Below are 24,930 nucleotides of genomic sequence, written 5' to 3' on the forward strand. Positions count from 1 at the left end.
ACATGGAAAATCAAGTAAACGATCAACCTTTAAATGTAAAAGGTCTTATTTTATTAATCGGAACTATCTTTGGTGCATTAATCTCTTTTGCAGCTTGTGGTTCTGTCTTAAGCCTTATTGGCGGATTAGTAGGCGGATTAATCGTAGCTACAATCTTTATTTCTGTAATTCTTCCACATAAAGAAAGTGATAGATAACAATATGCCACCTTTTGCACGTAGTTGGCGACAATTTTACTGGATAGTGGTTGTCTGGCTCGTGCTGTGCATATTAGGAATGTATCTATTTACACAATATTTCTCATGAGTATTATCGATTGGATAGTACTCTTTACTACCCTGCTTTTGATAGTTCTGTATGGAATCTACAAAAGCAGGAATATTAATAATATTGAAGGATTTCTACTTAGTAATCGCGAATTACCTTGGTACAATGTAGGACTTTCGGTCATGGCGACACAGGCTAGCGCCATCACATTTCTTTCCGCTCCAGGTTTAGCTTTTACTTCGGGAATGAGCTTTGTCCAATTCTATTTTGGACTGCCGCTCGCAATGGTTGTTCTCTGTGTCACGTTTGTCCCCATATTTCATAAGCTTAAAGTTTATACCGCCTATGAATTCCTTGAAAAACGCTTTGACATCAAAACCAGATCTCTTACCGCTTTATTATTTCTTATTCAACGAGGCATTTCGACGGGAATAACAATTTTTGCTCCTTCCATTATTCTGTCCTCAGTATTGCATGTAGATGTATTTTATACGACTTTACTTATCGGCGGAATTGTCGTGTTATACACCACTTATGGAGGTACTAAAGCTGTTTCCTATACCCAATTATTGCAAATGGGTATTATCTTCGGGGGGTTGCTTGCTGCTGGAATGATGGTAATACATTTTTTACCTTCAGAAGTAGGCTTTGTAGAAGCGCTGCACATTGCAGGGGCATCCAATAAAACTAATGCTATAGATTTTACACTTGATTGGAACAATCAATATACGGTTTGGACAGGTTTAATCGGCGGCTTCTTCTTACAACTTTCCTACTTTGGAACAGACCAAAGTCAAGTAGGTCGCTATCTAACAGGATCATCAGTCCGTGAAAGCCGTATGGGTTTACTGATGAATGGGCTTCTAAAGGTCCCGATGCAGTTTTGTATTCTGTTAATTGGGGTATTGGTTTTCGTATACTATCAATACAATTCCGCTCCGCTATTTTTTAATCCAACCGAAATACAAAAAATTGAAAACAGCGCGTATGGAGAAGAATACAAAAAATTGCAAGCAGAACAAGATTTACTAACTCAGCAACGCGTACAAATATTAAATAATCTACATCAGGCTAAATCTGAAAACAAGGAAGAGCATATAAAAGAAAACCAAGAACATTTAAAGTCTATAAATAAACAATCAAATGCGTTACGCGAATCCGCAATAAGTTTAATTAAAGCAAATGACAGCAAAGCAGAAACGAATGATAATAACTACATTTTTCTTTCCTTTGTTACTTCTGTTTTCCCCAAAGGCTTAATCGGATTGCTCATCGCCATCATTATGCTTGCATCCATGGGAGCCACATCCAGCGCAATTAACTCGCTTGCATCTACCACCGTTATAGACATCTATAAAAGACTTATCAATAAAAATGCTTCTGAAAAAAATTACTTAAATGCTTCACGATTGTGCACATTTGGATGGGGCGTTTTTGCTATTATCGTCGCTTTATTCGCAAACAAACTGGGCAATTTGTTAGAAGCAGTTAATATTTTGGGATCCCTGTTTTACGGGACTATTTTAGGAATTTTTCTAGTCGCTTTTTACTTTAAGAGAATTCGTGGAAATGCGGTATTCTGGGCAGCAGTAGGTACAGAAATAATCGTGGTCCTTATCTGGTTACAGGACTTTATAGCTTTCCTTTGGTTGAATTTGATTGGCTGTGTACTGGTTATTTTATTTGGATATTTTTTTGAAGCGATATTTTCAAAGAAAGCTACAGTAACGAATTCGGAAGTAGACTAATAATACTTCCTATACAAATCGTATAAAACAGCTCTATCTCTAGCCGTCAAAACACCATTTACTTCCGTACGAATAAATTTACGTTTAAAAGCACGAATAGCGGCTTCTGGATTGCTCATATCGTAACCAATAATCTTGAGTGCGTCCGTGGGATTAAAAGCAGTAGGAGGCTCAGGAAGGAAATCTTCATTATACCACACACCGAATCCTTTTTCTGCTAATATTTTCCAAGGGAAATTGACATTAGGATCATCTTTACGTGTTGGCGCAATATCCGCATGACCGATAAAGTTTAATTGAGGTATTAGATATTTAGATTTTAGGGTATCTAACAACACCAAAAGCGAATTAATCTGTGCTTCGGGAAAAGGTTCTCGACCATTATTATCCAGTTCAATCCCCAGTGACACCGAATTCATATCCGTAATCGTACCCCATTTGCTTTTACCTGCATGCCAAGCTCGGTCATAATCATTCAGCATTTGAATTACTTGCCCACCACGACCAATGACATAATGCGAACTGACTTTTGTATGTGCTAACTGAAACGTACGAACCGTTTGAGCCGTGCTATTTTGTGATGTATGATGAATAATAACATAATTAGGCTTGCGGTTGTCGTAATGAATAGCACTTGCCCAATCCGTGTTTTTATTGACACCCGCTCGCTTCTGCTCAATCAATTTTTCCTCGGGAGTCAATTCCTTAATAACTGAAATAGAAGGGAAATTAGGAAGCGTGTCCGCGCTAACTAGTAAGGTCGTGGTGCTTTCCCTTACAGACTTTGCTGATTCTTTAATAACCTGTGTTAAGGAATCTACTTTACTTTCAGTAGCCGCAATTAGTGGTTTCTGCTTCAGATCCTTCTTCGACCCACACGCACATAATTGCGTTACTAATAACAATCCTAATCCACCCCACTTCATCATTTTTACACTTATTATCTAGGTAATGAAAACAAAATACCCAATGCTAAACCTTGATTATATTGTACTTTACCACTTTGGTCAGAATCGTACACCAAAATACCATTCGCTGTAACATTAACCAGTTTGGTTATTTTAGCTGTTAACGTAAGATCCAATCTATTATCAGGATCACTCAACTTTTTATAATCCGCGAACAAATTGTATCTAGCCTTAAGATTTAAATTTTTTGACAAATCACGATCTAAATTGGCCGTAATCTGAAAAGCGAGGTCATTACGAAAATTTTCTCCTGGCTCCACACCATATACCGCACTTCCTCCCTCTTTAGGAGCGATTCTGTTATCTAATATTAAAGTTTGACGGGCAGTACCTGTACCAATACGAAGTGAAAATGTTTTATCAGGCTTATACTCCAAACCAAAAGACTCTGTAAAATATCCAGGGGCCATAAATGCGCTTATAGTATCAATTATTGCATCTTCCCCATCCACTTTTCCATATTTGTAACCTACATCAAACTGGGATTCAAAAGTAAATGAAAAATACAGCGCCCATTTTTCTGAAAATTTATGAGATAATTTATTATCCCAAAATATACGGTCGTTATTCTTTTTAGCTAACTGATCTTTGTTTTGAATCTTACCATATTTAAGATCTAATTCTGACACAAAATTGAAACGATCACGTGTATAATCGGCTTTATGCCAAAATAAACCCATCAAAGACATGGAATTTACACCTCCGGCATTCCAGTTATCACTAAAAGATGCTTGATTGGCATTCAATCCAAACTTTGTCCAATGCTTCCAATAATTAACCTCCAACCCCAACTTCGGAATAGGAACATTGATTTGCTTGATTGCATTTTCTTTAATTGTATCCGCATTGACAATCTTAGAATCTGGTTTCTCCCGCAAATCTTTAAGATTTACTTGTGCAAATGTGTGTGTACCAAATAGTGACACAAAAAGAATTAGGACAAAAGTTAGCTTTCTTAACATAATATAAACGTCTAATTTTCCAAATTTAAATCAATTTCCTTCAAATCTGGTAATGGCTTAATATATGGTATATGTTTAAAATATTCGTATTTCGTTTTAATGTATTTTACCAATTGATATCTATCTGCTGTCAGTACAAAATTATACTCCGGACGATAACGTATCATAAAATTATCTAGAGGCTCACCCTCTAATCCCGTCACCCCGCGTACAAGCTCTCTCGTGAATACAATATCAATATAATTATCTTCGTACTCCTTTTGAAAATACTTCGTTAGTCTACGGGCATTCTTACCTTCTCGACTAAAATAATTATATACCGCATCTATACTCAATCCTGCACCATTCTGACCCACAGAAACAAAATCTCCCGGATCCGCTAACCGATAAGCTTTATTATACTCCTCTCTACGACGAGCCAATATTTCCTCCGGAGAAACTCTACCCATTACTGTCACTGGAGCTATAGCTATAGTCTTTCTTTTTAAATTTATAATCAAAGCTTTGGCTCCTGCATATGAAATCGTATCGCCGTGATAATTTTCCTTATTAGCTATGATAATATCTCCAGGCTTTAGCGTCAGGTTAAACTCACCTTTACTGTTGTTATAAGTGTTCTCGCCTGTAGTTTTATTAACAATAAATACCTTTCCGATACGTTGCTTTGATTCCGCATCCAGCACCATCCCTCCTATACTTTCTTGAGCGATAGCCCAAGATTTGGGCAAACAACATAGCAATATAAATAGAATATGGTAGATATTGATTTTCACAAGGATAAAACTACATTATTATCCAATAATTTACCACTCTCTTAACATCTTTTCACTATTTGCTAATTACTAAAAGCTGACCTAGAGAAAGATTTTCCGAAGAAAGGTTATTTAATTGTTTAATTTGATCTACCGATACATTATACTGCTTTGATATACTATATAAAGTATTTCCAGTTTTCACTTCGTGAATGACCATCCGTACAGGAGATTTGATTTGTTCTGCCTGCACCACTTCACCTTTCTCTTCTTTCTTCTCAATCGTTGTTTCAACTTTTACCTCGCGAGCTATTTTCTCTGATTTACTTTCTGGCAAATCATATTTATATAACTCATATCGCTCGATCAAATCAATTAACAACTCAGGATACCGAGGGTTGGTAGCATAACCAGCTTCTTTCAATCCATAAGCCCAACCTTTGTAGTCATTCTTGTTTAAAGAGAATAATTTCTCATAGCGCTTACGTAATAAAAATTGCGAGTGATCTTTGAAGGACTGTTCTGGATTACTATACACCCTAAAACAGTCATTCGGATTGTCATCCGACTTGGTCATACTTGGACCTGTCCAAGTGCCTCCACATTTGATCCCAAAATGATTATTTGCTTCTCTTGCCAGGGTAGAATTCCCATTTCCCGATTCCAAAAGCGCCTGTGCCAATTTGATACTGGCTGGAATGCCGTACTTTTCCATTTCAGCAATAGCGATGCCTTTGAATTGATCAATATATGATAATCCTGAAGTGGAAGTTGGTTTTCGTACGGAAGTATTTGTGGTTCCAGGGGAATTCCTATTGGAGGTATTCGTCTGTGTCGAAGAAGGATTTTTTAATACTGTAGAAGATGAGCGACGTGTCGCACATGAACTCAATATTAAAGCTCCAAATAACAAATAAACAAGTAATTTCATTGGGGTTTTTACGGTTACGGAAATATTACTGAAGTTTATCGTATTGATCTAAATTGTACCTATTTATAGTGCCAATCACATGTGTTTTCCAAGATTTCGTCTGTGAATATCCCGAACGAGCAATTCCGTTCACCCATGCTTGGCAATTTTTGAAAGAATACTTGTCAAATAAATGTTCTGTAGACTTTCTTCTTTTTAACAAATCGATAAAATCCTTATATGATTCCATGACGGAAGCATAGCCTTTATATGCAGATTTAATCTGTTTGCTATTGTTTTTTCCCTTAATTCCAAAGTGATTATTTAAGTGCTTGGCTATACGACTATTGCCATATGCGCTTTCGTGAATAGCGACTGCCAAAATCACAGATGCTGGAACACCTGTTTCACGCATGAGTTGCTGTGCTACCTGTTTATGCTCGTTTATATAGCTTGTAGGACTAAATTTCTGTTGTCCAAATGTTGATGCTACACAAATTAAACATAAGATCATTATTAGCAACCCCTTGCTAATTAAAGATTTTTGCATAATCTCTTTTTTAGTTCAACCATTACTTTTTGCGCAACACAAAAAGCCCGTCTCTGATAGGCAGTATCAGTTTCTCCACACGAGTATCTGCTGCCAAAGTTTTGTTTAATTCTAAGACCTGTTTTGTTTGGTTGTCTGGATTCTCATCGAAAACCTTTCCTTTCCACAAAACATTATCTATCATTAAAATACCTCCAGAAGGAACACGATCTACTAACATGTCATAATAGATAAGATTTCTTTTTTTATCTGCATCTATAAAGACTAAGTCAAAATCTCCTTCCAATGTCGGAACAATCTCAAAAGCATCCCCTATATGGTAATGAATCTGAGAAGAATAAGGCGACTGACCAAAATAACCTTGCACGCGCTCTTGCTGCTCCTCGTTAATATCTATGGTGTGTAATTCACCATCAGTTTTCAGCCCTTCGGCCAGACACAAAGTAGCGTATCCTGTAAATGTCCCAATCTCTAAAACTCGCTTTGGAGACACCATTTTACTGATCATGGCTAATGCACGTCCTTGATAATGACCAGACATCATATGAGGCATTGTTTCCCTCAGATAGGTCTCTCTATTAATCTTTTTCAGCAATGCATTTTCTTCGTCACAAATGCTCTCCAAATAACTATTTACGCGCTCCTCGTTCTGAAACATAACCACAAAGTTAATAACTTATTTAAATTTCAGTCGATTTTTGTGCTATTACACAGACTTTAGATAATTGATTTAGTTTAATTTACGAATAAAAAAACCTGCATAATGCGTTTTATATGCAGGTTTTTAGGCTTTTAAATATGTATTAAAATACTAGTCTAAAGATGCTGTGATTAATCTTAAAAATTCGGAGCGTGTAACATCATTTTGAAATGCTCCCGTGAAGGCAGAAGTAGTAGTAACGGAATTTTGTTTCTGTACACCTCGCATTGCCATACACATATGTTTACATTCAATGACCACAGCTACTCCAGCTGGATTTAACGTTTCTTGTATACAATCACGAATTTCATTTGTCAAACGTTCTTGCACTTGCAAACGACGAGCAAAAGCGTCTACCACACGAGGAATTTTACTTAAACCTACGATATGACCATTTGGAATATAAGCAATATGTGCTTTACCAAAGAATGGCAACATATGGTGCTCGCACATTGAATAGACTTCAATATCTTTCACCACAACCATTTGGCTATAATCTTCTTCAAACATTGCGCTACGCAACACCTCGGCGGCATCAATATCGTATCCATGTGTCAAAAACTGCAAAGCTTTAGCTACACGTTCTGGAGTTTTGATCAGCCCTTCGCGTCTTGGGTTTTCGCCTAAAGCTTCTAAAATATCCGTATAATGATTTGCAATACGATCAACGTGCTGTTCATTATATTGGTCAATTTTTTTATAACCGTCCAATTCCTCATTGAAATCCGTAGGATTACTCATTTTATTGTATTTTGTTTGATTACTTTATTAATTGCCGAAATACTCGACGGAGTTATTTTCTGTTTCGTGTAGTCGTACACTATGCAAAAGGACATTATGCTGCTCAAAATGTGGTTTCAATTGATGAAAAATTTCTATCGCAATCACCTCTGTTGATGCCATTTTACCCTGCATAAAATCTACATCCAAATTGATATTCTTATGATCCAATTTATCAATAACATAGGTATTGATAATACTTTTCATGATTTTAAGATCAATTACGAATCCTGTTTCAGGATTTACTTCACCTTTCACAGTGACGTATAATTCGTAATTGTGACCATGCCAATTGGGGTTGGAACAATACCCGAAGACAGCCTCATTCTTCTGGGCAGACCATTCTTCCCGATGTAATTTATGTGCAGCGCAAAACCGCTCTCTTCGTGTGATATATATCATAACTACAAAGATACCTCAAAAAAATATAACTTAGCATTTCAAAACATAAGAAAATGAAGCCTTTGATTGTCGCTGCCACAAGATTTGAAATTTTGGACAATATACCGTTATTGGAAGAAAGAGAAGTTCCATATCTCATCACTGGAGTGGGGATGACTACGACAGCATTTGCTTTGGGTAAATATTTAGCTTTAAATCTAGATATATCGCATGTACTCAATGTAGGTATTGCGGGTTCATTTGATAGGAAAATATCTCTGGGAAGTGTGGTATCGATTGGTTCCGACACTTTTTACGAACTCGGGGCAGAAGATGGGGAAACGTTCATATCTATTGATGATTTGTGCTTCGGAAAAGGCACATTTACTTCCCAGAATAATTTGATCTTAGACCTCCCAATCTATGATGCAATTACCGTAAACAAAGTACATGGCAATGAAAGCAGTATTAGTAAAGTAGCGGAAAGACTTCCAAATGTAAAAATTGAAAGTATGGAAGGTGCCGCGGTGTTCTTTGCCTGTGGAGAGCAAAATATACATTGCGCACAAATAAGAGCTATTTCCAATTATGTAGAAAAAAGAAATAAATCAGCCTGGGAAATTGACTTAGCCATAAATAATCTAAACAATTGGTTAAGGAACTTCGTCCTAAATAATTATTAAGTATTCGCAAAAGCTTATCTAAAAATGACAAATATCATCGATTTCATCCCCTAATTTTGCGAAAATATCATTTTAAAATATTAGCTTTGCGTATTCTATAAAAATAAGACTATTTTACAGACTAATGAGAGAAATACAATTCAGAGAAGCACTTCGTGAAGCATTGAACGAAGAAATGCGTAAAGATGAAACTATATTTTTAATGGGGGAAGAAGTTGCTGAGTATAACGGTGCTTATAAAGTGAGCCAAGGTATGCTTGATGAATTCGGTCCTAAACGTGTTATTGATACTCCTATTGCAGAGCTTGGTTTCGCTGGTATTGCGGTAGGTGCTGCTACACATGGTCTTAAACCTATTGTAGAGTTCATGACATTCAACTTCTCATTAGTAGCAATTGATCAAGTTATCAACTCTGCTGCAAAAATTCGTCAAATGTCAGGTGGTCAATTGAGCTGTCCAATTGTATTCCGTGGTCCAACTGGTAACGCAGGTCAATTAGCAGCACAACACTCACAAAACTTTGAAAACTGGTATGCAAATACTCCAGGATTGAAAGTTGTCGTTCCTTCTAATCCGTATGATGCAAAAGGTTTATTAAAATCTGCTATAATTGATCCAGATCCAGTAATCTTCATGGAGTCAGAAGTAATGTACGGAGACAAAGGACCAGTTCCTGAAGAAGAATACTACTTACCAATTGGTAAAGCAAATATTATCCAAGAAGGTACTGATGTTACAGTAGTATCTTTTGGTAAAATGTTACCTCGCGTTGTAATTCCTGCAGTAGCAGAATTAGAAAAAGAAGGTATCAGCGTAGAATTAATTGACTTACGCTCTGTACGTCCAATTGATTATGCTACAATCTTAGAATCAGTTAAGAAAACAAATCGTCTAGTAGTGGTTGAAGAAGCATGGCCATTAGCGTCAATTTCTTCAGAAATTGCTTTCCACGTACAGAAAAATGCATTTGACTATTTAGATGCGCCTGTTACACGTGTTACTTCAGCAGACGTTCCTTTGGCTTACGCACCTACATTAGTAGAAGCTTCGTTACCAAGCATCGAAAAAGTTGTTAAAGCAGTAAAAGAAGTATCTTATTTGAAAAAATAAGCCGCTCTTAATAGATATTGAAAAAGGATAACTTAAATAGTTATCCTTTTTTTTTGCCCAATACAAAATCTATTTATCGGAAAATCATTATATTGTAGAAACAATTAAAAAATATGAGAAAATTAATCAACACACTTTTACTTTCCATTCTGGCATTAAGTGCTACCGCACAGCAAAAAATAACATTAAAATTAGCTCCAGAACTTAATAAGCCTGTAAAATATGAAATGGTAAATAAAATGGACGTGGAAGGTCCACAAACAGTAATGATGGATATGCTTATGCAAATGGATATGTCTTATTCCAAAGTTCAAGATTCACTATTAAATATTTCCGCAAAATATACGTATGTGAAGGTCGATATTGATGCAGGCCTCATGACTGCTACATATGACTCGAGCAAAGAGCCATCTACAGAAATGGAAAAAATGTTTGCTTCGCAATTCAAACCATTATTGGAAAATACATTGACTTATACGATGAACACTTTAGGTCAGATCAAAGAGGTGGACTTCCCTAATGTATCTGAGCAAATATTTGACAAATCATCCCTCAGCTCTTTGGGTACGACATACCCAAACCATAGCGTATCTATTGGAGACAGCTGGACAGCAGAAAATAAAATGGAACAGTTGGGTGTGAACGCAAAGTCTAAATTTACACTAACTGAAAAAAATGCTGAAGGATATAAAATAGAAAGTGTCGTTGATTTGGAAGACGCTACAGGTAATAAAGTAGGTACAACAACAGGCTACTTTATTGTAGATCCGAAAACTTTCGTGACCATCTCTTCTTCTACGGAAAGTAATATCTCCATGCAAGGAGCTACTATTAAAACCAAAACAGAATTAAAAGAAGTTAAATAAAAAATTAAAAGGGAGCATCAAATGATGTTCCCTTTTAATTTATATCTAATACTCAGAATTAAGCGTTAATTTCTGATTTGTATTCATCTGGAGATAAAAGAGCATCTATATCAGCTGGATTTGCTAATTTCACACGGATAATCCAACCTTCACCATATGGATCAGAATTCACTAATTCAGGAGATGCATCAATAGCTTCATTAATAGCCAAAACTGTAGCAGTAGCTGGCATGAAAAGATCAGACACAGTTTTTACTGCTTCGATTGTACCAAAAACATCATTAGCAGCTACTTCATCGCCAACTGTGTTGATGTCAACAAATACGATGTCACCTAATTCACGTTGTGCAAAGTCAGTAATACCAATTACGGCTTCATCACCTTCTACACGAATCCATTCATGATCCTTTGTGTATTTTAATTCTGCTGGAAAATTCATTTTATAATCGTTTTTTTTCAAAAATATCATTATCATTTGACAATAGCAAAAAGGAATATCTTAATTTTAGCGCATGAATAATCAAATTTTGAAGCTCTATACCATCAGTCAGAAAAACAATCGATTGATTTTGGGTCTTATGTCTGGAACATCTTTGGACGGTCTCGATATTGCCTTATGTAAAATAAAAAATACAGGAATTGACACCCAATTAGAGCTGATTCAGTTTGAAACTATTGATTATGAAGATGATTTTAGAAAGAATGTGCGCAAGATATTTGCAAAGCGACAAATCGATCAGCAAGAACTGTGTGGCATTAATGCTTACATTGGACAAGTACATGCAGAACTTATTAATAAAGCATTAGAAAAATGGAATATGGCGCCTTCAGAAATAGATTTAATTGCGAGTCACGGTCAAACGGTGTACCATGCTCCACAAATTTTAACCAAAGATTATTCCTTACCCAATAGCACCCTTCAAATAGGAGACGCCGACCATATAGCCGTAAAAACAGGTATTATTACAATTTCTGATTTCAGGCAAAAACACATTGCAGCAGGTGGCGAAGGTGCTCCTCTTGCCGCGTATGGCGATTATTTATTATTTACAGATCAAACAGAGAACCGCATTCTTTTAAATATTGGCGGAATTTCTAATTTCACATTCTTACCTCATGGCGCTTCTGAATTGAAAGCTTTTGCTACAGATTTAGGTCCAGGCAATACCATAATGAATCAGTATATGAAGAAGCATTTCAATGTAGAAATGGATCGTGATGCGCTAATTGCTTCCAAAGGAGAAGTAAATTATGAATTACTGACAGCATTAATGAAGGAGGAATTTTTGACATTAGAATTTCCTAAAACCACAGGTCCCGAATTATTCAATTTAGCCTATTTAGAAGAACTGCAGCTCTCAACAAATACAGGCAACCTTTCTAAAGAAGATGTTATGGCTACGCTCAATGCTTTTTCTGCACGAGCAATAATAGACGGAATACTTAAAGTATCTGAGGGATTAGATAATGTAGCAGTATACGTAAGTGGTGGTGGGTTACACAATCCACTATTGTTGCAAAATATTAAGAATGGATTACCGCAGTATAAGGTAACATCGATTGATAATATTGCTATGAATCCAGATGCTAAAGAAGCTTGTTTGTTTGCTGTATTAGCAAATGAAACAATAGCAGGATCACCTGATAATGTTAAAAACATAAAAGATTCTCCTGCTATATGTATGGGTAAAATTAGTTTACCGTATTAGTTTTTTGCTACTTGATATTCCCGTGAAGTGGTAAATGTTCTTCCAAACATATCACGCACGCGGAATTCTATAGTATGTTTGCCAACTGCTACATCCGAAGGAACCGCAGCCTTCCAGATATGTGTGCTTAAGTTTGGATCATTAGGCCGTAAGCCTTTGAGTAAGGTTTCTGAAGTATCCCATTTCAAAACCTCTAACAACAAGTGCGGGTCATAGGTTTCTGTACGCTTCATCAGTACCCATTTTCCGCCATCCACACGATAGTCAATAGTATCTTTTTCACCGCCTAAATAGTAATTGACATACATGCTGGCCTTCGAATTTTTCTTTTTCTCTGTCACTTTTGGTAAAAAGATTCCCATTCTCTCGTCTTTTGGAGCATTGCTGACATGATAATCCAATTCATATTTATTGCCTTTGAAAGTTACTACAGCATATCCTTTTTTAGTTCCATCCACCATAGTGGTAGGCGGCACACCTTTTTCATCCAATTCGCCCGTATACCAGCTTCCGCTAGTTGTACCCACATTATAATGATGGTGAGGTTGCTCTTGTTGCCAACCCAACGTTTTATCGATGAAGATCTGCTTTTGATAATGCGTATGAGCGGACATTGAAAACGTATAAGGGAAATCCTTCAATGCCTTAAATAAACGTAAATTATCTTCTTCACGAATAGCGTGTTTTCCATTATTTACTAGAGGAATATGTGCACAGATTACTACTAAATAATCTTTAGGTACATACTTCAAGTCATTTTCAATAAACTCTAACTGATCTTCGCGCAATCCGCCAATATATTTTTTAGCCGCATCCTGTCCCTGATACAATACATCGTCCAGAAACAAGAAATGGACTTTACCCTTGTTGAAGGAGTAATTATTGGGACCAAAATGCGCTTTAAAACTAACATCTGCTAAAGAATCACTTGGCACATCATAGTTCTCATCATGATTACCCATTACTTGATACCATGGCAAGCCAATATCTTTCATGACATTGATGTACGGATCAAACAAATTTGGATCATTTCCAACCAAATCACCTAAACTGATTCCAAACTCATAATCTTTCACGCCTTTTAGCTCCTCCACTACCCCTCTTTTGAGGTAATCGACTTCGGTCATATTGTAAACTTGCGGATCGCCAAACACAATTATTTTATACTCTTCTTTCTCTTCTATTGGATGCAATGGAAAATCTACAGACTTTGGAAGAGGACCAGTCGGATCCACACCTTTGTACTTTAATTTTGGAGCACCTTTAGGATTATGTATATAATAAAATTGAGGTAGGTTATTTTCATTTACAGGAGTCATATACCCCGAAGGTTTTACCACGAAAAGAATATTGTCTTCTCCGACAGGCAATTTATATTCCCCTTTGCTATTGGTTTGGACGACTTCTCGTCCATTGGATACGGCTACGTTCGGTAATACTTTTTCCTTCTTATCTCGCTTTCCATTTCTATTACTGTCTTCAAAGACTATCCCTTTGGCAAATTGCTGCGCAGAGGCCTCAAATGAACATAGAAATAAGCTTCCCCAAAAAGCATACTTTATTAATTTGTTTTTCATAATGATTAGTAGGTATTAAAATTAGATATCTATAGCTTCATGAATAAAATTTTTGAAAGGTAAGGTGCGTTGGAATATTTGTACAATGTCTTCTAATGCAAAAGCTTTCAAGAGATCACGATCTTCCAAAGGCTTGAATATGATAAAGCTCTTAAGCTTCAGATAATCTATTGCATCATTATCCTCGGAATATCCAACTGGCGGACGAACCAACTTATCCTCTTGTGACAAATCAGCCACGGTCCAATTACCTGCTGATAAAGCTTGTTCGAACGCTTTTAGATTATAGTCAATTTCCTGACGAATACTTTCCAAATGTTCTTTCTTTGGTCGCCAATAACCCACCGCAACAAAAGAATTGCTTGGTCCAATATGGATATAATACTCTGGCCCATCCAGTTTACGTCCATCCACAGAAATCCCAGCAGCAAACCAAGTCTTGTAAGGAGACTTATCTTTTGAAAATCTTACATCTCTATAGATCCTAAACAAGCATTTTTTTGCTTGAATAGACTCATCAATATGCGGATCAAAAGCAGAAAGCTTATTAATCAAGGTTTGAATAAAAAGCTCTACGTTATCTTTTGCCTTCTCATAATCCTCTTTATGTGCATTGAACCATTCTCTATTATTATTCTCTTGTAGAGTTTTCAGAAAATCAAAAGTAGAAGCTGCTATATTCATATTATTGTAGCATTAGTAAAAACAAAAAGACTAAAGGTGCTGCTATTAATAAACCATCGAATCTATCCAACAATCCGCCATGTCCCGGTAAGATATTACCTGAATCTTTGACACCTAGACTGCGCTTTAGCATGGATTCCACCAAATCACCCAACGTACCGAATATGCCTATAATAGCTGCCATGGTAACCCATTCCCATTTCGCCAAAGAACCAAAATATTGCTCCAAATTTAACGCAATCAACATTGCAAATAGGACACCTCCGATGAAACCTTCCCAGGTTTTATTGGGAGAAATGCGTTCGAAAAGCTTATGCTTTCCAAAACTTCTTCCCGACAAATAAGCTCCTGTATCGTTCGCCCATAGAATAATCAAAAAACCTAAAGGAATATAATGGTTAAAAGTGCCTGAAATAAAGCCTAACGCCACAAAGAATAAAAATGGCATACAGGCATAGATAATACCCAATATGGTATACGCAATATCATTAAAGGGCAACTTGCTCTTTTGATATAAGCTCACAATAAAAATTGCTGCGAAAAAAGGAATAAACAACCAAACGAACTTAAATGGAATGATGCCTATACAATGAATGCCGATTAAAACCGCCAAAACAAGAGCAGACAACATGCCCAAAATAACATTAGGTTTATTGTCTTCGGATTTGACAATTCCATAAAACTCATACAAAGCTCCAATGCCGACTAAACTGAAAAATATAGTAAATACAACTTCACCCAATAGCAAAGCCCCAATCAGAACAATGATAAAAAATAGTCCAGTAATTGCTCTAGTTAGCATTGTCCTCCTCCGTAAAAGATGCACTATTAATCAATACATTCGCAATAGCTTCGTCTGCTTCATTTACATACAATTCGATTTTGCCAAATAGATAAGAGGAATCCTGCTTATTTATCAGAACAGCCGCTATATCATGTTCCTCCAACATTTGTTTCACAATTTCTGCTTCTAAAGCTTGTGTATACGTACGAACTTTAATCCAGCCCTTCTCCATAGTTAATATTTGATTTCGATTTTTTATAAAACAATAAAGCGATTGCTGTAGTCAGCAACAAACTGCCAAGATACACAAATATAGGGTAGTTATCGTAAGACTGTAGGTCTTCAAAAGACTTACCTTGTGTGGTATAATAATAAGCTAAAATGGTTACAGTAGCATTATTCACAAAATGCCCCACTATAGGAACCCAAATATTATTTGTCCAAATCAACATATAACCGAAAAATGCTCCCAACAGTACACGTGGGAAAAAGCCAAAAAATTGCACATGAATCGCACTAAAAATAATGGCTGTAATCCAAATTGCTAGATGTTGATTTTTTACGATTCGTTGCAAAATATGCATGACACTACCTCTGAAATAATACTCCTCGGCAATAGCAGGGAATACTGCCAGCACAATGATATTGATAAATAGCAATCCAATACTATCGACCATAACGATGTTTCGTATCAAATCATTTGAAGCGTCTTCCTGCGTACGCATCCAGTTCTCCACGCCTTTAAGTCCTTCGGGCAAGGTCATATTCGCATTCCATTCACCTATGAGTCCCATCATTGGACCAAAAGCCAATAGACCAGCAATAGCTAAAATATAGAATAGGTTATTATTCCTATTCTCCGAAGGAAAATAAAGGTTGTAAGGTTCTCTTTTTTGAAGAAAGATCGCGGGAAGGTAAAATGTTCCAAATGTACTCGAAGCCAATAAAGCATAGACAAAAAATGGCGTATTCTGCAGAGCAGATAAATCACCTCCACTCGATAAAAAACTTTGCGCATTGGCGTTGGTCAACAAACCTAGCACAATAACTAAAATTTGAATACTTATACTACAAGCAAACGTCAGCAAGAGCAACAATAAAATAGACTGCCACGGCGAATGCTGTTTTTCCAAAAAATCAATCATTGGATAAAGTTATACAATATTTATTAATGAAAAAGGGACTTTTCAGTCCCTTTTATTATGTTTTTATTAATTGACACGAATTGGATCGGCAGGCTTCTTGATTTCCTTATATGGATATGTTTTCATTTCTTCTAGCAATAGTTGAACAGTTCTTTCCAATTGAGGATCTCTTCCTTCCAACAAATCCTTTGGCATCTGCTCCACAAAAATATCAGGTGCAACACCTTCATTTTCGATGATATAATTGCCTTTTAAGTCAAAAACACCAAAGTTTGGAGAAGTAATACTTCCGCCATCCAAAAGTGAAGGATAGCCAGAAATACCAACCAAAATACCCATGGTAGTACGACCAACTAATTTACCTAATCCTTTGTAACGGAACATATATGGCATCATATCGCCTCCAGAACCAGCATTTTCATTGATAATCATCGCTTTAGGACCATAAATACCGTTACCTGGTGTAGTAAACGATTTACCATCGCGGATCCCCCAGCCTGCAATTAAATCGCGAGACAATAAATCAATCACGTAATCTGCTACTGAACCACCTCCATTATTACGCTCATCCAACAACAATGCTTTTTTGTCCATTTGCGAGAAATAATAACGGTTAAAGTTGGTATAACCTTCTCTACCTGTATTTGGCATATAGACATAAGCAATCTGACCATTACTCAACTGATCAACTTTTTTGCGATTAGCTTCAATACGATCGGTTTGACGTAATTCTATTTCTTGTCCAAAAGAAATTGGTTTTACGACCACTTCACGCGCTCCATCTAACGAAGGCTTGCTGTTAATTTTCAACACTACTTGTTTGTCAACTTTATTTTCAAGCAATTTGTAAAGATTCACCTCTGGAGAAAGTTTAACTCCATTTACAGCTACGATGTATTGACCCTCTTCGATATTCAATCCAGGAGTAGCTAAAGGAGCTTTGAAAGAAGGATTCCATTCCAATGTGCTAAAGATCTTGTTAATCTTGTAGACACCATTTACATATTCTAAATCTGCACCTAATGTCCCTGTACTCACAGAAGGACTTGATGGTTGATCTCCTGGATAAATGTAAGCGTGCCCCACCACTAGTTCACCCATCATTTCATTCAACAAATAACCCAAATCCGAACGGTGATTTACATAAGGAACAAACTTCTCATATTTCGCTTTCACCGCTTTCCAATCCGCACCATGCATATTTTCAACGTAGAAATACTCTTTCTGCATCGCCCACACTTCATTGAAAATTTGTTTCCATTCCGCTGCAGGATCTACTTCAATTTGAATATTGTCAATATTTACTTTACCAGAATTAGGCGCTGGTTTTTGTCCCGCTGTTGCGATATAATAATCACGCCCCGATCGGTAAAGCATTTTCTTACCATCGGCACTGATCACAAATGGTCCTCCGTTTTCAACTAATGTTTTATCCTCAGCCTTTTCTAAATCATATGCACCGATAATTCCGCCTCTTCTGTAAATCAGGATATTCTCTACATTACCATCCAATGTATAATACCCTGGTTGCAATGGCAATGCTATAATACGTCTATTGATATTATCAAAATCGACTTCTAGTTTTTTCACCTCAGGTTTCGCTGGCGTTTCTGGCTTTTTAGTTGCAGATTTTTTATCGTTTTTCTTTTCCTCTGTTTTCGGTTCCTCTTTTTTCTCCTCCTTTTTATCTTCTTTTATCGCTTCTTCATCGCTTTCGGTTTTGAAGATTGTAGGTGTCTTTTTGGACAATATAAAAGCATACACATTGAAAACCGGATTACGATCGTATGCTGACATGTGTAAACCAGAATTGCTTAACCCCACATTAGTACTTGCTGTAAAGAATAAATATTTACCATCTCTACTGAAAGTAGGCTGTCCAGCATAAGACATTCCATCCGTAACCTGTTGTGCAACTTTCGTGTTCAAGTTGTACATAAAGACTGCCGAAAGACCATTACTTAACGTCTTTTCATAGGCTAACCATTCGGAATCAAAAGACCAAGAAGGTGAAAAATTGTTTCTCGTTCTTCCGGTTTGCGAAGCTAATTTGTCCGAATCAACAGCTACCACTTTTTTGCTATCGATATCCACATAAAAAAGATTTAAATGGGCATCACAGTAGACTAATTTTTTGCTATCTGGTGACCATACAGGTTCAAAATAGAAAATGTCTTTACCTAAATCGATATAAGTCGGTTCTTCTACAGCTTTCTGATCACGCAAAACCAATTGATATTTACCATTGGCATCTGACAAATACGAAATCCATTTCCCGTTGGGTGACCATGCAGGAAACTTCTCATGGCTACCGGGTGCATTGGAAATATTACGCGCTTCCCCTTTTTCTTTTGGTACTGAAACGACCTCACCCCTAGATTGAAATAATACACGTTGGCCCGTAGGAGAAATGTTAAACTCACGAATATCATCACGCACTTGTACATATTTCGAGCGTTTGTACATTGGATCTGCCGCAATAGCAATTTTCAATGTATTAACTTTCTTACTTCCTGTTTCTAATAGGTGAATACGACCGGCTTGCTCGAAAACAATTTCGTTTCCTCTTCCTTGCAACGTACGCACATCATAATCTTTGAAATTTGTAAGTTTTTCGACCTTTTTTGAATGGGTGTCATAACTGAATACATTTACCACTTTATCTCTATCTGACAAAAAGTAGACCTTTGAGCCTAACCACACTGGTTTTACGTCATTGCATCTATCTCCTGGAATTACTTCCACATTCTTAGTCTGCGTATCAAAAACCCAAATCGAAACCATACCACCGCCGCGGTAGCGTTTGAAGGCTACACGATCGCGCTCAGTTGGATCAGAATTTTTGATATAAGCCCAATAACGGCCATCTGCCGAAGGGGATCCCTGAAAGGCTTCTGGCATCATCAATGGTATATCCACAGCCGAATTTGTGCTGGTTTTGTATAATCTCGAACTTAAAGAATACTGAAATTCACGAGTCGTCGTGAAATACACTTCATTATTATTCAACCAGCCACGAACTACGTCTGCTGCCGGGTGAAAAGTTATTCTTTTGGGTTCTCCTCCATACACCGGTATGGTATAGACATCATTATTTCCATCGTAATTTCCAGAGAAAGCAATTTGCTTGCCGTCTGGTGAAAATATAGGATTACTCTCTACCCCGGGATTGGTAGTAACCCGTCTTGGATTAGCGCCGTTTTTCTCAGCAACCCAAATGTCACCGCCATACACAAAGGTAAGATGCGTATCACTGATGCTTGGACTACGAAGTAAAAGGGTTTCCTCTTGTGCCTTGGAAGGAGAAATGCTGGTGATACTTAATGCGACACCGAGCATAATAGATAGCTTATTTAACATTTTATGGCAATATGTGGTTATTTAACTCAAATATAAATGAATTAAACAATAAGCTTTGGCATATAACCAATATGTTGCAAAAAAAAGAGGTAAAACCTTATCGATTTTACCTCTTCTTATTTCGAATTAATTTCTTAATCTTCAGATGAGATCTCTTCGTCTACTAAAATACGACCACAGTGCTCACAAATGATCAATTTTTTACGTTGACGAATTTCTGATTGCAATTGAGGCGGTATCTTGTTGTGACAACCTGAACAGCTATCACGTTCAATTGAAACCACAGCTAAGCCATTACGGTAAGAACCACGCAGCTTATTGTATACCTTCAACAAACGCTCTTCATTGTTTTGAGAAGCCGCTTCTGCTTTTTGCAATAATGCTTCTTCTTCGATTTGAGTTTCAGAAGCAATAGTTTCTAACTCTTGTTTCTTGATCTCTAATTCACCTTTAGCATAATCCAAGTTACCTTGCGCTTTCTCGTAAGCCTCAGTTTTGTTTTTAATTTCAAACTCAGCTTCTTTGATGCGTTTTTCGCAAACTTGAATTTCTAAACCTTGAATTTCGATTTCTTTAGAAATAGCGTCGTACTCACGATTGTTTTTTACTTCATTCAATTGTCCTTCGTATTTTTTGATCGCTGCTTGCGCATCTTTGATCATATTTTTACGTTTTACAATTGAATCTTCTAAATCGTCTAATTCAACTCTGATTTTTTCAAGACGAGTTTCCAACCCAGCGATTTCATCCTCTAAGTCAGCTACTTCGATAGGAAGCTCACCACGTACTTGGCGAATCTTATCTATTTTGGTGTGGATCGATTGCAACGACCACAATGCCTTTAATTTTTGTTCTACGGTTTGTTCCATTAACTGTAGTATTTTATTGGATTTGTGTCTATTTCTGTCAATAGGACAGCAAAGTTAACAAATTTTTTCCGAATTATTTCTAATAATAATTCTTGCGTAAATTGTTCGGATTCATAGTGTCCTATATCGGCAATGATAATATCATCTTCGGCATCGAAGAATTCATGGTATTTGTAGTCTGCGGTGATAAAAATATCCGCCCCAGAACGTTTAGCCTCATTTAATAGAAAGCCACCAGCACCGCCACAAACTGCTACCCTGGCAATTTTTTTGTCCAAAAGATGAGTATGACGAATAACATTCAATTTTAATTTATCTTTCAGATAAGCCAAAAAATCTTGAGCATCCATTGGCTCGGCCAAATTTCCGATAGCTCCCGATCCTACATATTGCAATTTATTATCCAAGGTAATAGTATGATACGCCACCTCTTCATACGGATGAGCCGCCAACATACTGACGATGACCTGTCTTTCGATTTGTGCAGGAAATATGACTTCAATTTTTGTTTCTTCTACACGTTCCTGTGTTCCGATCTCTCCGATTGCAGGAATTGCCCCAGCCAATGGACGAAATGTGCCGTATCCAGCCGTATTATAACTGCATTGATCGTAATCGCCTATACTTCCAGCTTCAGCTTCAAACAAAGCCTGACGAACCTCCTCCACATTAGCGCGTGGAACATAGACCACCAATTTCTTTACCAAACCTGATTTTGGACTTAAAATAGCTGTGTTTTCAAGCTCTAGTTTTTCTGCAATCTTTGAGCTCACACCTCCCAATACATTATCTAGATTTGTGTGGATCGCATACAAAGCAATATTATTTTTAATTGCCTTAATAACTGTACGCTCTACATAATTCTTGTTATTGAATTTTTTGAGACCTTTAAATACAATAGGATGATGCGAAATAATAATATCACAACCTTTTCCAATGGCTTCATCTACTACTTCTTCAGTACAATCCAATGAAATTAATGCCTTGCTCACCTCGTCATTAGGATTCCCTACGATCAATCCCGAATTATCATAAGATTCCTGATAAGCTAATGGGGCGATGGATTCTAAATATGCTGTAATTTCTCTAATTTTCATAAACGTTTGATCTAATCAAAATCAGTATAGTCTTGCTCCAACAATCGGTTAAATTCTCTAATTTTTAAAGAATATAACAACAGGGATATGGAGGAAAGAATAAAGATGATAAAAAATACAAATCCTGGTAATGGGAAATTTAATGCGAGAAAACTCCATGCGAAAATATTCCCATTCTTAAATGCTGGATTTTCTTCTACAGCGACTTTCTTGTCAAAGAATTCATTATTCAAGGAGTCACTAAATTTACGAGCAACAACGAAATTCCAATATATATTAAAGAATGGCAACAATAAAAGCCATACCTGTTCCGGATGAATACAGCGATTCTCTGCTTTTATTTTAATTAGTGAAGACCTTAATTGCCAGCATACAACAATTAAAAGAATCAAAAAACCTAGAAACGCGAGGGAAATAACAAATAAATACGGCTCTAATAATTTATACTCTGGGCTATTGATGATCTCTTCCATTATTACTTTTCTTCTAACAATATAGCGACTAACTCGTTTAATTTATCTATTTGAGGATTGTGTGAAGCTTCAAGCTCGACGATTTTCCAATTTCTTTTTTTAGCCTTTTCATAAAAAGAATAAAACTGATCTTTCTCTTTTCCACCTTTATTATTCTCATACGTGAAAATGTAAGTAATTGGACGCTTTGAAAGCTTTTCAGCAGAATAATTCAAAGGCTGCATAAAAGTTTTAATAGGGTGCGGTACATCACGTGGAGTCTTTGTCGTATCCTTAACCCAAGCCGGAACGACCACGCCATCTTTCACATCGAAAGAATTACCGGCAGTGGATTCATCCATGCCTAATGCCTGAACGGCAGACTGCCGTTCGTCTGGAACAATCGCATCCAAATAAATCACCTTCTTAATCCTTTCTGGAATACTGTCCGCGACGCCTGTTACCACCATTCCACCATAACTATGCCCTACTAGGATTACATCATTTAAGTTTTCGAACAAAATAGTATTAACGACATCTGTAATATGTGTCGTAAGATTCACTTCATTTTTATATAAATGATGACGCTCACCCAAACCAGTCATGGTCGGCCGGTAAACTATTTGTCCGTTTTGCTGCAATTGTTCTGCTGTATTCTTAAATTGCCATGCTCCACCCCACGCTCCGTGCACAATAACATAAGTGGATTGAGCGTACGAAACTGTAAATGTAAACAGGATCAAAAGCAGTGTGAAAAGTGTATGATGTCGCATAATTAAAAATACAAATAGTTAAGCAAACAATAAAAAAATAGCAGGTATCTTATGCAAATCTATAGTAGTACTTTTCCATTCTGCAATAGTTTTAGTTAGAATGATTTCATCCTTAGCGGTAAGATTCACAGCAATACACAATTTGGTAGATGGCTTTCCTATACGCAATAATTCGGTCAAAAGCTGATTGTTCCGAAAAGGCGTCTCTATAAATATCTGTGTCACCTTTTCTCGTAAGCTTTGATTTTCCAAATCTTTAATCTTCTTTGATCGATCCCCTTTATCTATAGGCAAATATCCATGAAATGTAAACTTTTGCCCATTAAACCCGGAACCCATCAAGGCCAATAAAATGGAGCTTGGTCCCACCATTGGAATAACCTGAATTCCTCTTCTATGCGCTTCCATCACCACATCTGAACCTGGGTCTGCAACAGCTGGACAACCCGCTTCAGACATTAAGCCAAGATCTTTTCCTTTCCTCACATGGGCAAATACTTTATTGTAATCCATTTTGTCACGCGCATGCTTCCCATAATCATGGATAGTGAGTTGACTTTGAGGAATAGTTAGTCCTGCAGCCTTTAAGAATTTGCGAGCTGTCTTCTCATTTTCCACCACGTACTCATCTATTTTATTGATGATATCATGATGAACCAATGTGTAAGATAATGGTTCTGCACCTTCTGAAAGTGGCACAGGAATTAAATAAAGTTTGCCTTGTTGCATATGCAAACCTAAAAAGAAAAGTCGAGATATAGGACTTTAGCGAGGGCTAAAAATATTTGGGCATAGGAAATCTGTTCATGGATTTTCCTAAAGAAACACCTAAGGAGATTTCATGTGTTCCATTATTCATGCCTGCAATTTTATTCAAACTATGCTCGAAGGAATAACCTATGCGCAGTTTAGAACTGGTATATAACTGTGTGAGCAATCCTATGGATTTATAGGAAGTGAATTTGGATAAAGGTAAATCGTCATACTCCCGATCGAATATTCTGGAACGAGAACGATATGCTGCTCCAATCCAAAACTTCTCATCAAATATCACCATCCCATTGATATCAAAAGCCGTAGGACCTATTAAATCGTCCTTAATCAAAATACTCGGTCTAAAGATCAACCCCTCTGAAACATTCAATGCGGCTCCCGTCATGATATATGCATGGGTATTCCTGTACAATCCTTCCAAAGAATTTTGATTGTAAACAAAATCTTCGCGACTATCCGATCTAGAAAATAAATCATGTACCGCAAAACCAATATAAAATTTCGGATGGTAATAAAATGCACCTAAGCGGATATCAGGTCGCCATGTAGTTATCATTCCGCGAGGAATGTAAGGATCATTTTCGTCAATATATACTAAATCATTTCCATTGAGGCTGTATTGTGTGGCTCCTCCGGCGATTCCTAAACTCAACCGCTGAGTGTCATCATCGTCTATTTGTAAACGTAGCGCATAGCTCACAAACATAGAAGTTGCAGATTGAACACCAATTTTGTCGTAAGCTAATTGCAATCCCGCGCCATGTCGCTTTCCTATAGGATCCAAAATACCATCTACAGAAGCATAACCTGACCTCGGAGCGCCATTAATGCTTGTCCATTGCGAACGTATCCCCATTTGCGCAAACCACATTTCCTTATATCCCACATAAGCGGGATTAATCTGAGCAGCATTGAAAACATGCTGCGCAAAAGGAATATATTGCTGGGCTTTGGAAGTATTAAAGTGTAAAATTAGCAATAGATAAATAAGGATTATCCTACATCCAATTCTCATGGTTAACTAAAGT

General features: G+C 36.9%; 27 protein-coding genes. 6 read left to right on the forward strand and 21 right to left on the reverse strand.

Translation table 11 applies throughout. The annotated features are described in order from the left end of the window. Positions 1-2 precede the first annotated feature (2 nt). Positions 3-197: a hypothetical protein gene (locus tag G5B32_RS04720; protein ID WP_165290394.1), complete on the forward strand. Its 195-nt coding sequence runs from the start codon at positions 3-5 to the stop codon at positions 195-197. A 105-nt stretch (positions 198-302) separates the two neighbouring features. Next, a complete protein-coding gene (locus tag G5B32_RS04725; protein ID WP_165290395.1) occupies positions 303-2,015 on the forward strand; it encodes a sodium:solute symporter family transporter in 1,713 nt (570 codons plus the stop codon). Here G5B32_RS04725 and G5B32_RS04730 read toward each other — a convergent pair. From G5B32_RS04730 to G5B32_RS04765, 8 genes are all read right to left on the reverse strand, one after another. Next, positions 2,012-2,944: an N-acetylmuramoyl-L-alanine amidase gene (locus G5B32_RS04730; protein ID WP_240899001.1), complete on the reverse strand. Its 933-nt coding sequence runs from the start codon at positions 2,942-2,944 to the stop codon at positions 2,012-2,014. The two genes, G5B32_RS04725 and G5B32_RS04730, sit on opposite strands and share 4 nt — an antisense overlap. A gap of 11 nt (positions 2,945-2,955) precedes the next feature. Further along, positions 2,956-3,945, reverse strand: a complete 990-nt coding sequence (locus G5B32_RS04735; RefSeq protein ID WP_165290396.1) for a DUF3078 domain-containing protein — start codon at positions 3,943-3,945, stop codon at positions 2,956-2,958. A gap of 11 nt (positions 3,946-3,956) precedes the next feature. Further along, entirely contained in the window at positions 3,957-4,718 is a 762-nt protein-coding gene (locus G5B32_RS04740) for a hypothetical protein (protein ID WP_165290397.1), read from the reverse strand. Positions 4,719-4,773: 55 nt separating this feature from the next. Next, positions 4,774-5,628 carry a glucosaminidase domain-containing protein gene (locus G5B32_RS04745; RefSeq protein ID WP_165290398.1) on the reverse strand — a complete coding sequence of 285 codons (855 nt, stop codon included), beginning with the start codon at positions 5,626-5,628 and terminating at the stop codon, positions 4,774-4,776. Positions 5,629-5,653: 25 nt separating this feature from the next. Beyond that, positions 5,654-6,157: a glucosaminidase domain-containing protein gene (locus G5B32_RS04750; protein WP_165290399.1), complete on the reverse strand. Its 504-nt coding sequence runs from the start codon at positions 6,155-6,157 to the stop codon at positions 5,654-5,656. 22 nt (positions 6,158-6,179) lie between these two features. Continuing rightward, positions 6,180-6,815, reverse strand: coding sequence for an O-methyltransferase (locus G5B32_RS04755; protein ID WP_165290400.1), 636 nt, complete (start codon positions 6,813-6,815; stop codon positions 6,180-6,182). Positions 6,816-6,968: 153 nt separating this feature from the next. Continuing rightward, positions 6,969-7,598 (reverse strand): GTP cyclohydrolase I FolE, encoded by a 630-nt coding sequence (gene folE / locus G5B32_RS04760; protein WP_165290401.1) that lies wholly within the window; start codon positions 7,596-7,598, stop codon positions 6,969-6,971. 27 nt (positions 7,599-7,625) lie between these two features. Further along, a complete protein-coding gene (locus G5B32_RS04765) occupies positions 7,626-8,039 on the reverse strand; it encodes a 6-pyruvoyl trahydropterin synthase family protein (RefSeq protein WP_165290402.1) in 414 nt (137 codons plus the stop codon). 53 nt (positions 8,040-8,092) lie between these two features. Here G5B32_RS04765 and mqnB point away from each other — a divergent pair, with 53 nt between their 5' ends. The 3 genes from mqnB (at position 8,093) to G5B32_RS04780 (ending at position 10,678) form a co-directional block, all read left to right on the forward strand. Then, positions 8,093-8,701: a futalosine hydrolase gene (mqnB, locus tag G5B32_RS04770; protein WP_165290403.1), complete on the forward strand. Its 609-nt coding sequence runs from the start codon at positions 8,093-8,095 to the stop codon at positions 8,699-8,701. A 124-nt stretch (positions 8,702-8,825) separates the two neighbouring features. Continuing rightward, on the forward strand, positions 8,826-9,812 hold the full coding sequence (locus tag G5B32_RS04775) for a pyruvate dehydrogenase complex E1 component subunit beta (RefSeq protein WP_165290404.1): 987 nt from the start codon (positions 8,826-8,828) through the stop codon (positions 9,810-9,812). Between the two features lie 113 nt (positions 9,813-9,925). Continuing rightward, positions 9,926-10,678 (forward strand): DUF6263 family protein, encoded by a 753-nt coding sequence (locus tag G5B32_RS04780; protein ID WP_165290405.1) that lies wholly within the window; start codon positions 9,926-9,928, stop codon positions 10,676-10,678. A gap of 58 nt (positions 10,679-10,736) precedes the next feature. On the opposite strand, the gene gcvH is transcribed toward G5B32_RS04780, so the two are convergent. After that, on the reverse strand, positions 10,737-11,117 hold the full coding sequence (gcvH, locus tag G5B32_RS04785; RefSeq protein ID WP_165290406.1) for a glycine cleavage system protein GcvH: 381 nt from the start codon (positions 11,115-11,117) through the stop codon (positions 10,737-10,739). A gap of 73 nt (positions 11,118-11,190) precedes the next feature. Here gcvH and G5B32_RS04790 point away from each other — a divergent pair, with 73 nt between their 5' ends. Then, positions 11,191-12,387, forward strand: coding sequence for an anhydro-N-acetylmuramic acid kinase (locus tag G5B32_RS04790; protein ID WP_165290407.1), 1,197 nt, complete (start codon positions 11,191-11,193; stop codon positions 12,385-12,387). Here G5B32_RS04790 and G5B32_RS04795 read toward each other — a convergent pair. The 12 genes from G5B32_RS04795 to G5B32_RS04850 form a co-directional block, all read right to left on the reverse strand. Next, entirely contained in the window at positions 12,384-13,964 is a 1,581-nt protein-coding gene (locus tag G5B32_RS04795; protein ID WP_165290408.1) for a calcineurin-like phosphoesterase C-terminal domain-containing protein, read from the reverse strand. The two genes, G5B32_RS04790 and G5B32_RS04795, sit on opposite strands and share 4 nt — an antisense overlap. 21 nt (positions 13,965-13,985) lie before the next feature. Further along, positions 13,986-14,648, reverse strand: coding sequence for a DUF2461 domain-containing protein (locus G5B32_RS04800; protein WP_165290409.1), 663 nt, complete (start codon positions 14,646-14,648; stop codon positions 13,986-13,988). A 1-nt stretch (position 14,649) separates the two neighbouring features. Then, the gene (locus tag G5B32_RS04805; protein ID WP_165290410.1) at positions 14,650-15,450 is read right to left on the reverse strand and encodes a phosphatidate cytidylyltransferase; all 801 of its coding nucleotides are present in this window, start codon (positions 15,448-15,450) and stop codon (positions 14,650-14,652) included. After that, positions 15,440-15,664, reverse strand: a complete 225-nt coding sequence (locus G5B32_RS04810; protein ID WP_165290411.1) for a putative signal transducing protein — start codon at positions 15,662-15,664, stop codon at positions 15,440-15,442. The genes G5B32_RS04805 and G5B32_RS04810 overlap by 11 nt, the downstream gene beginning before the upstream one ends. After that, entirely contained in the window at positions 15,645-16,577 is a 933-nt protein-coding gene (locus G5B32_RS04815) for a CPBP family intramembrane glutamic endopeptidase (RefSeq protein WP_165290412.1), read from the reverse strand. Before G5B32_RS04815 ends, G5B32_RS04810 begins: the two co-directional genes overlap by 20 nt. Before the next feature lie 66 nt (positions 16,578-16,643). Then, positions 16,644-19,937 carry a S41 family peptidase gene (locus G5B32_RS04820; protein ID WP_165290413.1) on the reverse strand — a complete coding sequence of 1,098 codons (3,294 nt, stop codon included), beginning with the start codon at positions 19,935-19,937 and terminating at the stop codon, positions 16,644-16,646. Between the two features lie 134 nt (positions 19,938-20,071). Continuing rightward, a complete protein-coding gene (locus G5B32_RS04825) occupies positions 20,072-20,806 on the reverse strand; it encodes a zinc ribbon domain-containing protein (RefSeq protein ID WP_165290414.1) in 735 nt (244 codons plus the stop codon). Beyond that, on the reverse strand, positions 20,806-21,903 hold the full coding sequence (locus G5B32_RS04830) for a Nif3-like dinuclear metal center hexameric protein (protein ID WP_165290415.1): 1,098 nt from the start codon (positions 21,901-21,903) through the stop codon (positions 20,806-20,808). The genes G5B32_RS04825 and G5B32_RS04830 overlap by 1 nt, the downstream gene beginning before the upstream one ends. An 11-nt stretch (positions 21,904-21,914) precedes the next feature. Continuing rightward, on the reverse strand, positions 21,915-22,376 hold the full coding sequence (locus G5B32_RS04835) for a hypothetical protein (protein ID WP_165290416.1): 462 nt from the start codon (positions 22,374-22,376) through the stop codon (positions 21,915-21,917). A 2-nt stretch (positions 22,377-22,378) separates the two neighbouring features. Beyond that, positions 22,379-23,128, reverse strand: a complete 750-nt coding sequence (locus tag G5B32_RS04840; RefSeq protein ID WP_165290417.1) for an alpha/beta hydrolase — start codon at positions 23,126-23,128, stop codon at positions 22,379-22,381. 18 nt (positions 23,129-23,146) lie between these two features. Beyond that, positions 23,147-23,857, reverse strand: coding sequence for an SAM-dependent methyltransferase (locus tag G5B32_RS04845; RefSeq protein ID WP_165290418.1), 711 nt, complete (start codon positions 23,855-23,857; stop codon positions 23,147-23,149). Positions 23,858-23,903: 46 nt separating this feature from the next. Next, a complete protein-coding gene (locus G5B32_RS04850; RefSeq protein ID WP_165290419.1) occupies positions 23,904-24,917 on the reverse strand; it encodes a PorP/SprF family type IX secretion system membrane protein in 1,014 nt (337 codons plus the stop codon). Between the last annotated feature and the right edge of the window lie 13 nt (positions 24,918-24,930).

This window comes from Sphingobacterium sp. SGL-16, from assembly GCF_011043515.1.
Taxonomy (GTDB): Bacteria; Bacteroidota; Bacteroidia; order Sphingobacteriales; family Sphingobacteriaceae; genus Sphingobacterium; species Sphingobacterium litopenaei.

Coding starts and splice junctions, on each gene's coding strand:
- G5B32_RS04845 (WP_165290418.1), bottom strand. CDS start 23,857: ATGCAACAAGGCAAACTTTATTTAATTCCTGTGCCACTTTCAGAAGGT.
- G5B32_RS04810 (WP_165290411.1), bottom strand. CDS start 15,664: ATGGAGAAGGGCTGGATTAAAGTTCGTACGTATACACAAGCTTTAGAA.
- G5B32_RS04775 (WP_165290404.1), top strand. CDS start 8,826: ATGAGAGAAATACAATTCAGAGAAGCACTTCGTGAAGCATTGAACGAA.
- G5B32_RS04830 (WP_165290415.1), bottom strand. CDS start 21,903: ATGAAAATTAGAGAAATTACAGCATATTTAGAATCCATCGCCCCATTA.
- G5B32_RS04765 (WP_165290402.1), bottom strand. CDS start 8,039: ATGATATATATCACACGAAGAGAGCGGTTTTGCGCTGCACATAAATTA.
- G5B32_RS04820 (WP_165290413.1), bottom strand. CDS start 19,937: ATGTTAAATAAGCTATCTATTATGCTCGGTGTCGCATTAAGTATCACC.
- G5B32_RS04850 (WP_165290419.1), bottom strand. CDS start 24,917: ATGAGAATTGGATGTAGGATAATCCTTATTTATCTATTGCTAATTTTA.
- gcvH (WP_165290406.1), bottom strand. CDS start 11,117: ATGAATTTTCCAGCAGAATTAAAATACACAAAGGATCATGAATGGATT.
- G5B32_RS04720 (WP_165290394.1), top strand. CDS start 3: ATGGAAAATCAAGTAAACGATCAACCTTTAAATGTAAAAGGTCTTATT.
- G5B32_RS04725 (WP_165290395.1), top strand. CDS start 303: ATGAGTATTATCGATTGGATAGTACTCTTTACTACCCTGCTTTTGATA.
- folE (WP_165290401.1), bottom strand. CDS start 7,598: ATGAGTAATCCTACGGATTTCAATGAGGAATTGGACGGTTATAAAAAA.
- G5B32_RS04790 (WP_165290407.1), top strand. CDS start 11,191: ATGAATAATCAAATTTTGAAGCTCTATACCATCAGTCAGAAAAACAAT.
- G5B32_RS04840 (WP_165290417.1), bottom strand. CDS start 23,128: ATGCGACATCATACACTTTTCACACTGCTTTTGATCCTGTTTACATTT.
- G5B32_RS04780 (WP_165290405.1), top strand. CDS start 9,926: ATGAGAAAATTAATCAACACACTTTTACTTTCCATTCTGGCATTAAGT.
- G5B32_RS04745 (WP_165290398.1), bottom strand. CDS start 5,628: ATGAAATTACTTGTTTATTTGTTATTTGGAGCTTTAATATTGAGTTCA.
- G5B32_RS04805 (WP_165290410.1), bottom strand. CDS start 15,450: ATGCTAACTAGAGCAATTACTGGACTATTTTTTATCATTGTTCTGATT.
- mqnB (WP_165290403.1), top strand. CDS start 8,093: ATGAAGCCTTTGATTGTCGCTGCCACAAGATTTGAAATTTTGGACAAT.
- G5B32_RS04730 (WP_240899001.1), bottom strand. CDS start 2,944: ATGATGAAGTGGGGTGGATTAGGATTGTTATTAGTAACGCAATTATGT.
- G5B32_RS04835 (WP_165290416.1), bottom strand. CDS start 22,376: ATGGAAGAGATCATCAATAGCCCAGAGTATAAATTATTAGAGCCGTAT.
- G5B32_RS04735 (WP_165290396.1), bottom strand. CDS start 3,945: ATGTTAAGAAAGCTAACTTTTGTCCTAATTCTTTTTGTGTCACTATTT.
- G5B32_RS04815 (WP_165290412.1), bottom strand. CDS start 16,577: ATGATTGATTTTTTGGAAAAACAGCATTCGCCGTGGCAGTCTATTTTA.
- G5B32_RS04795 (WP_165290408.1), bottom strand. CDS start 13,964: ATGAAAAACAAATTAATAAAGTATGCTTTTTGGGGAAGCTTATTTCTA.
- G5B32_RS04800 (WP_165290409.1), bottom strand. CDS start 14,648: ATGAATATAGCAGCTTCTACTTTTGATTTTCTGAAAACTCTACAAGAG.
- G5B32_RS04755 (WP_165290400.1), bottom strand. CDS start 6,815: ATGTTTCAGAACGAGGAGCGCGTAAATAGTTATTTGGAGAGCATTTGT.
- G5B32_RS04750 (WP_165290399.1), bottom strand. CDS start 6,157: ATGCAAAAATCTTTAATTAGCAAGGGGTTGCTAATAATGATCTTATGT.
- G5B32_RS04825 (WP_165290414.1), bottom strand. CDS start 20,806: ATGGAACAAACCGTAGAACAAAAATTAAAGGCATTGTGGTCGTTGCAA.